This is a genomic window from Streptomyces sp. NPDC104309 (assembly GCF_055584025.1).
Genome location: NZ_JBVJMV010000023.1, coordinates 122,459 through 130,189, shown reverse-complemented (window position 1 = coordinate 130,189; position 7,731 = coordinate 122,459). Strand labels below are relative to the sequence as shown.

Here is a 7,731-nt window from a genome sequence, read left to right as displayed (position 1 = left end):
GTGATCGCCATGCCAGCCGGACCGAACAGCGAAGGAATCCCGACCGCGCGGCGCACCCGCGTTCATGTGGTCAGTGACGTGCACGGCAACACCGAGGCCCTGGCCCGCGCCGGGGACGGCGCCGACGCCCTGATCTGCCTGGGTGACCTGGTGCTCTTCCTCGACTACGCCGACCACTCGCGCGGCATCTTCCCCGATCTCTTCGGCGTGGAGAACGCCGACCGGATCGTCGCGCTGCGCACCGCCCGCCGCTTCGAGGAGGCCCGCGCGTTCGGCCGCGGCCTGTGGGCGGGCAAGGACCGCAACGCCGCGATCGTCTCGGCGGTCCGCAAGCAGTACGCCGAGCTCTTCGCGGTCTTCCCCACCCCGACGTACGCCACCTACGGCAACGTCGACATCCCCGGCCTGTGGCCCGAGTACGCGCGGCCGGGCACCACGGTCCTCGACGGCGACCGCGTCGAGATCGGCGGCCGGGTGCTCGGCTTCGTCGGCGGCGGCCTGAGGACCCCGATGAACACCCCGTACGAGATCAGTGACGAGGAGTACGCGGCCAAGATCGAGGCGGTCGGCCCGGTCGACGTGCTCTGCACCCACATCCCGCCGGACGTGCCGGAGCTGACGTACGACACGGTGGCACGCCGCTTCGAACGCGGCAGCCGGGCGCTGCTCGACGCCATCCGCAGGACCCGTCCCCGGTACGCGCTGTTCGGCCATGTCCACCAGCCTCTGGTCCGCCGGATGCGCATCGGTGCCACCGAATGCGTGAACGTCGGCCACTTCGCGTCCACCGGCAGGCCCTGGGCCCTGGAGTGGTGACCGCACCGGCGGCGGACCCTGGGCCGAGGCGGCGCGCGCACGCGATAGCCTTCAGGCGGCAGGCCTCTGCCGACGCACCGGTACACCGCACTGGAGGAGCCACGGCGATGGCTGAACACACCAGCTCGACGATCACGATCGAGGCGGCACCGGCCGACGTCATGGGAGTGATCGCCGACTTCGCCCGCTATCCGGAGTGGACCGGTGAGGTCAAGGAGGCCGAGGTCCTCGCCACCGACGACCGGGGCCGCGCCGAGCAGGTCCGTCTCGTCCTGGACGCCGGGGCGATCAAGGACGACCACACCCTCGCGTACACCTGGATCGGCGACTACGAGGTCAGCTGGACCCTCGTCAAGTCCCAGATGCTGCGCGCCATCGACGGCTCCTACGCGCTCGCCCCGCTCGGCGACGGCGACCGCACCGAGGTCACCTACCGGCTGACCGTCGACGTCAAGATCCCGATGCTCGGCATGATCAAGCGCAAGGCGGAGAAGGTCATCATCGACCGGGCCCTGGCCGGCCTGAAGAAGCGCGTCGAGTCCGTACCGAAGGCCTGACCCGGTGCGTACGGTTCTCGTCACCGGCCCCGGCGGCGCCGGCCGTACCACCGTCGCGGCGGCGACCGCACTGGCCGCGGCCCGCCGAGGCCGCCGCACCCTGCTGCTCTCCACCGACGCCATATCCGGCTTCCCCGACGGCACGGAACCCACCGAGGTCACCGACGGCCTGTGGTCCGCCCGCATCGACTCCGGCGAGCATTTCCGCGGCGAACTCCTCGCCCTCCAGGACCAGGCGTCCGGGGTGCTCGACCTGCTCGGCGGGAACCGGCTGGACGGCGAGGAACTCACCGAACTCCCCGGCAGCGCCCAGCTCGCCCTCCTGCACACCCTGCGCCGCGCCGCCGAGGGCGACTGGTCGCACGAGGGCTACGAACTCCTCGTCGTCGATCTGCCGCCGCTGCGCGAGGCGCTCGCCGTGCTGGCCCTGCCCGAACAGCTGCGCCGCTATCTGCGTCGGCTGCTGCCCCAGGAACGCCAGGCCGCACGCGCCCTGCGCCCGATGCTCGCCCAGCTCGCCGGCGTGCCCATGCCGGCGCAGTGGCTGTACGAGGCCGCCGCCCGCAAGGATGCCGAGCTGGCCGCCGTCCAGGCCCTGATCGAGGACCGCAACACCACGCTCCGGCTGGTCGCCGAACCGGGTCCCGCCGCCGAGGACGCCCTGCGCACCGCCCGCACCGGACTCGCCCTGCACGGGCTGCGCGTCGACACCCTCGTGGTGAACCGGGTCCTGCCCAGGCACTCCGGCGACCCCTGGTTCGCGGCACTGGCTGCGCAGCAGGAGAAGACCATCGACCGCTGGTACGAGGAATGGGAGCCCGTGGCGGCCCTGTGCGAGGTGCCCCACCTCGGCCGCGATCCGCGGGGCCCGGACGACCTCACCCTCCTCGACACCGGGGCCGGCTGCACCGTCTTCGAGGAAGCGGGTACCGGAGGCGGCCTCTTCGAGGGCGACGGACTCGCCGCGGAGCTGGCTGACCGGCGCCCCGGCCGGGCCGACGACCCCTGGTGGATCGAGGTCCCGAACGCCCCGGCCGGCATCGACGAGCTGCGGACCCTGCTGCCCGGTGACCGGATCGTGGCCGTCCCCCCGTCCTCCGACGACTCCGTCCTGGTCTGGTGCCTGCCCCTGCCCGGTGCCGTGAAGACGGACCTCCAGCTGGTGCGACGTGGCAGCGAACTACTCCTCACCGTCGGCCCGTTCCACCGGATCGTTCCCCTGGAGTCAGGGCTGCGCCGCTGCACCGTCTCCGGCGCCGCCCTCACCGACGGGGTGCTCAGAGTCAGGTTCACGCCGGACCCCGGACTGTGGCCCCGGACGAGCTGAACGGCGCGTCACGGTTCGGGTAACGTCGGTAGTACGCGGCCCGCGTGCCGGACCGCGGCCGAACCACGTCGCAGGAGTCCGCCATGAGCGAAGCCACCGATCGTCCCGTCGACGACGACGCGTGGGCGAAGGCCTGCGCCGAGGACCTCGAAGCGGAGAAGGCCCGCCGCCGTGCCCAGTACGGCCCGCCGCCCGGCTCCGCCGCCGAGGAACTGCGCAAGCTGGTCGACGCCGTGGCCGACAAGGTCTCGTCCCTCCGGACGCCGCTCTTCGGTGCGGCGGCCCAGGGCACCGTGCAGCAGATCATCAAGCAGGCGAAGTCCGCCGTCGAGCCCGTCATCGAACGCAATCCGGACGTCTTCGACCACATCGCCGCGGCCGGCGGCGAACTCCTCGCCGCCTACCGTTGTGCCGTGGAAGGCCAGGAACGCCGCTGGACCCGGGGTGCCGAGGACTCCGCGCCCACCGGGAAGAAGGCCGACGACCCCACCGACCCCCGCGACGAGGGCCCCGCCGCGGGCGAACACATCGACCTGGACTGACCGGCACGGATGGGCGGGGTCCCAGGCTCGGGTACCGTTGGCCACAGCGGGGCTCGACCGAAACTGAGGGATTCATGGGACTCACCATCGGCGTCGATATCGGCGGCACGAAGATCGCAGCTGGAGTGGTCGACGAAGAGGGCCGGATTCTCTCGATGTTCAAGGTGCCGACCCCGCCGACGGCTGAAGGCATCGTGGACGCGATCGCGGCGGCCGTGTCCGGCGCGGGCGAGGGCCACCAGATCGACGCGGTCGGCATCGGCGCCGCCGGATACGTCGACGACAAGCGCGCCACCGTGCTGTTCGCTCCGAACATCAACTGGCGGCACGAACCGCTGAAGGACAAGGTCGAACAGCGCGTCGGCCTGCCGGTCGTCGTCGAGAACGACGCCAACGCCGCCGCCTGGGGCGAGTACCGCTTCGGCGCCGGACAGGGCCACGACGACGTCATCTGCATCACGCTCGGCACCGGTCTCGGCGGCGGCATCATCATCGGCAACAAGCTGCGCCGCGGACGCTTCGGTGTGGCCGCCGAGTTCGGCCACATCCGGGTCGTCCCGGACGGCCTGCTCTGCGGCTGCGGCAGCCAGGGCTGCTGGGAGCAGTACGCGTCCGGGCGCGCCCTCGTCCGGTACGCGAAGCAGCGCGCCAACGCCACCCCCGAGAACGCCACAATCCTGCTGTCGCTCGGCGACGGCACGGTGGACGGCATCGAGGGCAAGCACATCAGCACGGCCGCCCGGCAGGGCGACCCGGTGGCGATCGACTCGTTCCGCGAGCTGGCCCGCTGGGCCGGGGCCGGACTCGCCGACCTCGCCTCGCTCTTCGACCCGTCCGCGTTCATCGTCGGCGGCGGGGTGTCGGACGAGGGTGACCTCGTCCTCGACCCGATCCGCAAGTCGTTCCGGCGCTGGCTGATCGGCGGCGAGTGGCGCCCGCACGCCCAGGTGCTCGCGGCCCAACTGGGCGGCAAGGCAGGACTGGTGGGCGCGGCGGACCTGGCCCGCCAGGGCTGAGCCACCGACAGCCGGACGGAGCCGGACGCCCGTCGCGCCCCATGGGGAGCGGCGGGCGTCCGTCGTATCGTGAGGCGCATGGTCCCGACGCCGCTGCCCGACTCCCGTACCGAGCAGGATGGTTCGGCCGTCATCCGGGTGCTCAGCTACAACATCCGGTCGATGCGCGACGACCGCGAGGCGCTGGCCCGCGTCATCGGCGCCTGTGCCCCCGACCTCGTCCTCATCCAGGAGGCCCCGCGCTTCTTCCGCTGGCGCAAGCGCGCCGCCTGGCTGGCGGCCCGCACCGACCTGGTCGTGCTCGGCGGCGGTGCCACGGCGGCCGGACCGCTGCTGCTCTGCTCGCTGCGGGCCGCCGTGGAGCGGACGGAGGACGTCCTGCTGCCGCTCACGCCCGGACTGCACCGCAGGGGCTTCGCCACCTCGGTGGTACGGATCGCGGGCACCCGGATCGGACTGCTGAGCTTCCATCTGAGCCTGCAGCGCGACGAACGCCTGGCCCAGGCCGAGATGGTGCTGGAACGGCTGGACGCGATGGGCGTCGAGCACGCCATCGTGGCCGGTGACCTCAATGACGTACCCACCGGGGCCGCGTTCCGGCAGTTGGCCGGGCGGCTCCAGGACTGTTGGACGGTCCGGCCGTGGGGCGCCGAGAACACCTTCCCGACGGACCGTCCGCGGCGGCGCGTCGACGCGGTCTTCGCGACGCACGGGATCGAGGTGCTCGGCTGCGGTGTCCCCACCGGGCTGCCCGGTGTCACCGAGGCGGATCTGCGGGCGGCCACGGACCATCTGCCCGTACTGGCGGCACTACGAGTGCCCTCGACCAGGCCCTGAGCAGCGCGGCCGACCGCCGCGCGGCGCCTCGGGGCGGACGGTGCCCGCCCGGTGGGCCGTGCCCGCGGCTAGGCGGCATCCGCGGCTGGCCCGCGTCACCGGGGCGGATCCGCGGGCGGTCACGGACGGACCGTGCCCGGGGCAAGGCGGCATCCGCGGCTGCGCGATGCCGCCGCCCCCAGAGGCCGTCCGTCCTCAGACCACCGCTCCGCGTCCGGGGTCGTCGCCGTCCTCGTCGTCGTCGTTCATCCGCGCCACCAGGGTGACGAAGCCGCCCAGGAAGCCGCCGACGCAGACCGTCGTGAGCCACCAGGTCATGTCCCACCGCAGCAGCACCGCGACCAGCATCAGCACCGGACCGCCGACGACCGCGAGCCAGGCGAACTTCGCCGTGACATCGGCCTCCGGCAGCGGCGGCGGCTCCGGGGGGACGAAGTGCCCCTCGTCGCTGTCGTCGAGATCACTGTCCTTCGGCTCCGCGACCTCGTAGTCGCGCGGACCGGCGACGCCGGGCGCGAACACGATCGAGCTGCCGAGCGGTTTCTCCGGCGGCTTCGGCGTCTTCTTGCCGAGCCCCTTGTCCGGATCCAGGACACCCGGCTGGTCGTCCTCCAGCAGCGTCAGGTCCTCGACCGACCTGAACGGTTTGGCGCCCGGCGGGTCCGGCGGCTCCTCGCCGTACCCCGCGACGATCGCCTGCCACGCGGCGTCCTCGTCGATCGACGGATCGGCGGACCGGTCCCCGTCGGCGCCCGGCGGCACCGGCTGGGCAGCGGCGTCCTGCGGACCCGTGCCGTCGTCGGGAACGGTCGTTCCCTCCGCGGGAAGGGGCTCGCGCTCCTCCCCGCCGCCCGCGCGCTCCGCGTCGTGCTCAGCCACCTGACGTGCTCCCCTTCATTCCGACGCTCGGAGCGAGGCGGCCGATGAACGAAAAGCTCTCGTCGAAGATCCGCTCCGCATCGTGGTCCAACGTCGCCACGTGGTAACTCTGTTCCAGCAGGATCTCCTCGACGTCCGTCGACGACACCCGGCTGAGGATCCGGGCCGAGTCGGCGGGCGGCACCACGTGGTCCTGCGGGCTGTGCAACAGGACGATCGGCTGGGTGACCTGGGGCAGTTCGGCGTCGACCAGACGCAGGAAGTTCCGCAGCGAATGCGCCGCGTGCAGCGGTACCCGGTCGTACCCCACCTCGTCGGAGCCCTTCAGGGCGATGTCGCTCGCCAGCCCCTTCGTCGTCCGCACCAGGTGGCGGGCGACCGGCAGCGCGTACGCCGACAGACCGTGCACCTTGTTGGCCGGATTGACGAGCACCAGGCCACTGATCGCGTCCCCGTGCTTCGCCGCCAGCCGCAGCGTCAGCGCGCCGCCCATGGACAGGCCGAAGACGAAGACCTGGCTGCACCGCTCCAGCAGGGCGCGCAGCTCCCGATCCACCTCCGCGTACCAGTCCTGCCAGCCGGTGAGCTGCATGTCCTCCCAGCGGGTGCCGTGTCCGGGCAGCAGCGGCAGCGAGACGGTCAGCCCGCGCTCCGCCAGATAGTCGGCCCAGGGACGCAGCGACTGCGGGGAACCGGTAAATCCGTGACAGAGAAGGACGCCGACCTCTCCGCCCTCGTGGCGGAACGGCTCGGCTCCAGGCAGGACCGGCACCGGGGTCTCCTGTTCATGAGGCTCGAAGGGGAGCGAAAAGGGGGAGTGCAGAAGGATTACTTCACCGTACGCGACCGGGCTGACACCGACCAGGGTCGTCACGGTCCGGGCGGCCGCCCCGGCCCCGTGCCGGGCGGGAGCACGGACGGCCGCACGGGTTAAGGTCAGTCGGACAGCACACAGGAGGCACCCGAGTTGATCTACGGCGCAATGAAGTTCTCCATCGGCGGGTCGTTGAAGCTCGCCTTCAGGCCATGGGTGGAGGGCCTGGAGAACATCCCCGCGCAAGGACCGGCGATCCTCGCGAGCAACCATCTGTCGTTCTCCGACTCGTTCTTCCTGCCGGCCGTCCTGGACCGCAAGGTCACCTTCATCGCCAAGTCCGAGTACTTCACCGCGCCCGGCGTGAAGGGCAAGCTGACCGCCGCCTTCTTCAAGGGTGTCGGCCAGCTCCCGGTGGACCGCTCCGGTGTCCGCGGTGCCGGCGATGCGGCCATCAAGGCGGGCATCGAGGTCATCGAGAGCGGCGGGCTCTTCGGTATCTACCCGGAGGGCACCCGCTCGCCCGACGGCCGTCTCTACCGCGGCAAGCCCGGCGGGCTCGCCCGGGTGGCGCTGGCCACCGGAGCGCCCGTCATCCCCGTCGCGATGATCGACACGGAGAAGATCCAGCCGCCCGGCCAGGTGATGCCCAAGCTGATGCGCCCGGGGATCAGGATCGGCAAGCCGCTCGACTTCAGCCGCTACCACGGCATGGAGGGGGACCGCTTCATCCTGCGTTCGGTCACCGACGAGGTGATGTACGAGATCATGAAGCTCTCCGGCCAGGAGTACGTCGACATCTACGCGACCGCCGCGAAGCGGCAGATCGCGGACGAGGCGAAGCGCCGCGCGGAGGAGGCGAAGCGCGGGGAGAAAGAGTCCGGAACGCAAGGGTGACGGAACGGTTCGGCGCGGCACCGCGTCGATTCCGTCCGGGGGGTGG

The 7,731-nt window shown here is 71.9% G+C and carries 9 protein-coding genes; 7 read left to right on the top strand and 2 right to left on the bottom strand.

From position 1 onward, the window contains the following. Positions 1-9 precede the first annotated feature (9 nt). The 6 genes from ACZ68L_RS29355 to ACZ68L_RS29330 all read left to right on the top strand — a co-directional run bounded on the left by ACZ68L_RS29355 (position 10) and on the right by ACZ68L_RS29330 (position 5,095). On the top strand, positions 10-816 hold the full coding sequence (locus ACZ68L_RS29355; protein ID WP_469582522.1) for a metallophosphoesterase family protein: 807 nt from the start codon (positions 10-12) through the stop codon (positions 814-816). Between the two features lie 107 nt (positions 817-923). Further along, on the top strand, positions 924-1,373 hold the full coding sequence (locus ACZ68L_RS29350; protein ID WP_376209775.1) for an SRPBCC family protein: 450 nt from the start codon (positions 924-926) through the stop codon (positions 1,371-1,373). Positions 1,374-1,377: 4 nt separating this feature from the next. Continuing rightward, the gene (locus tag ACZ68L_RS29345) at positions 1,378-2,700 is read left to right on the top strand and encodes an ArsA family ATPase (protein WP_469582484.1); all 1,323 of its coding nucleotides are present in this window, start codon (positions 1,378-1,380) and stop codon (positions 2,698-2,700) included. Between the two features lie 83 nt (positions 2,701-2,783). Next, on the top strand, positions 2,784-3,242 hold the full coding sequence (locus tag ACZ68L_RS29340; protein WP_469582480.1) for a DUF5304 domain-containing protein: 459 nt from the start codon (positions 2,784-2,786) through the stop codon (positions 3,240-3,242). 74 nt (positions 3,243-3,316) lie between these two features. After that, positions 3,317-4,258, top strand: a complete 942-nt coding sequence (locus ACZ68L_RS29335) for an ROK family glucokinase (protein WP_376209780.1) — start codon at positions 3,317-3,319, stop codon at positions 4,256-4,258. A gap of 78 nt (positions 4,259-4,336) precedes the next feature. Continuing rightward, positions 4,337-5,095 (top strand): endonuclease/exonuclease/phosphatase family protein, encoded by a 759-nt coding sequence (locus ACZ68L_RS29330; RefSeq protein ID WP_469582474.1) that lies wholly within the window; start codon positions 4,337-4,339, stop codon positions 5,093-5,095. Between the two features lie 195 nt (positions 5,096-5,290). On the opposite strand, the gene ACZ68L_RS29325 is transcribed toward ACZ68L_RS29330, so the two are convergent. Together ACZ68L_RS29325 and ACZ68L_RS29320 are read right to left on the bottom strand one after the other, a co-directional pair. Continuing rightward, positions 5,291-5,974: a hypothetical protein gene (locus ACZ68L_RS29325; protein ID WP_469582472.1), complete on the bottom strand. Its 684-nt coding sequence runs from the start codon at positions 5,972-5,974 to the stop codon at positions 5,291-5,293. Next, a complete protein-coding gene (locus ACZ68L_RS29320; RefSeq protein WP_469582471.1) occupies positions 5,967-6,746 on the bottom strand; it encodes an alpha/beta hydrolase in 780 nt (259 codons plus the stop codon). The genes ACZ68L_RS29325 and ACZ68L_RS29320 overlap by 8 nt, the downstream gene beginning before the upstream one ends. A 195-nt stretch (positions 6,747-6,941) precedes the next feature. Here ACZ68L_RS29320 and ACZ68L_RS29315 point away from each other — a divergent pair, with 195 nt between their 5' ends. After that, entirely contained in the window at positions 6,942-7,685 is a 744-nt protein-coding gene (locus ACZ68L_RS29315; RefSeq protein ID WP_469582468.1) for a lysophospholipid acyltransferase family protein, read from the top strand. Positions 7,686-7,731 lie beyond the last annotated feature (46 nt).

Excerpts from the sequence above, each read along its gene's own strand:
- ACZ68L_RS29355 (WP_469582522.1), top strand. The coding sequence starts at position 10 with ATGCCAGCCGGACCGAACAGCGAAGGAATCCCGACCGCGCGGCGCACC.
- ACZ68L_RS29350 (WP_376209775.1), top strand. The coding sequence starts at position 924 with ATGGCTGAACACACCAGCTCGACGATCACGATCGAGGCGGCACCGGCC.
- ACZ68L_RS29340 (WP_469582480.1), top strand. The coding sequence starts at position 2,784 with ATGAGCGAAGCCACCGATCGTCCCGTCGACGACGACGCGTGGGCGAAG.
- ACZ68L_RS29335 (WP_376209780.1), top strand. The coding sequence starts at position 3,317 with ATGGGACTCACCATCGGCGTCGATATCGGCGGCACGAAGATCGCAGCT.
- ACZ68L_RS29330 (WP_469582474.1), top strand. The coding sequence starts at position 4,337 with ATGGTCCCGACGCCGCTGCCCGACTCCCGTACCGAGCAGGATGGTTCG.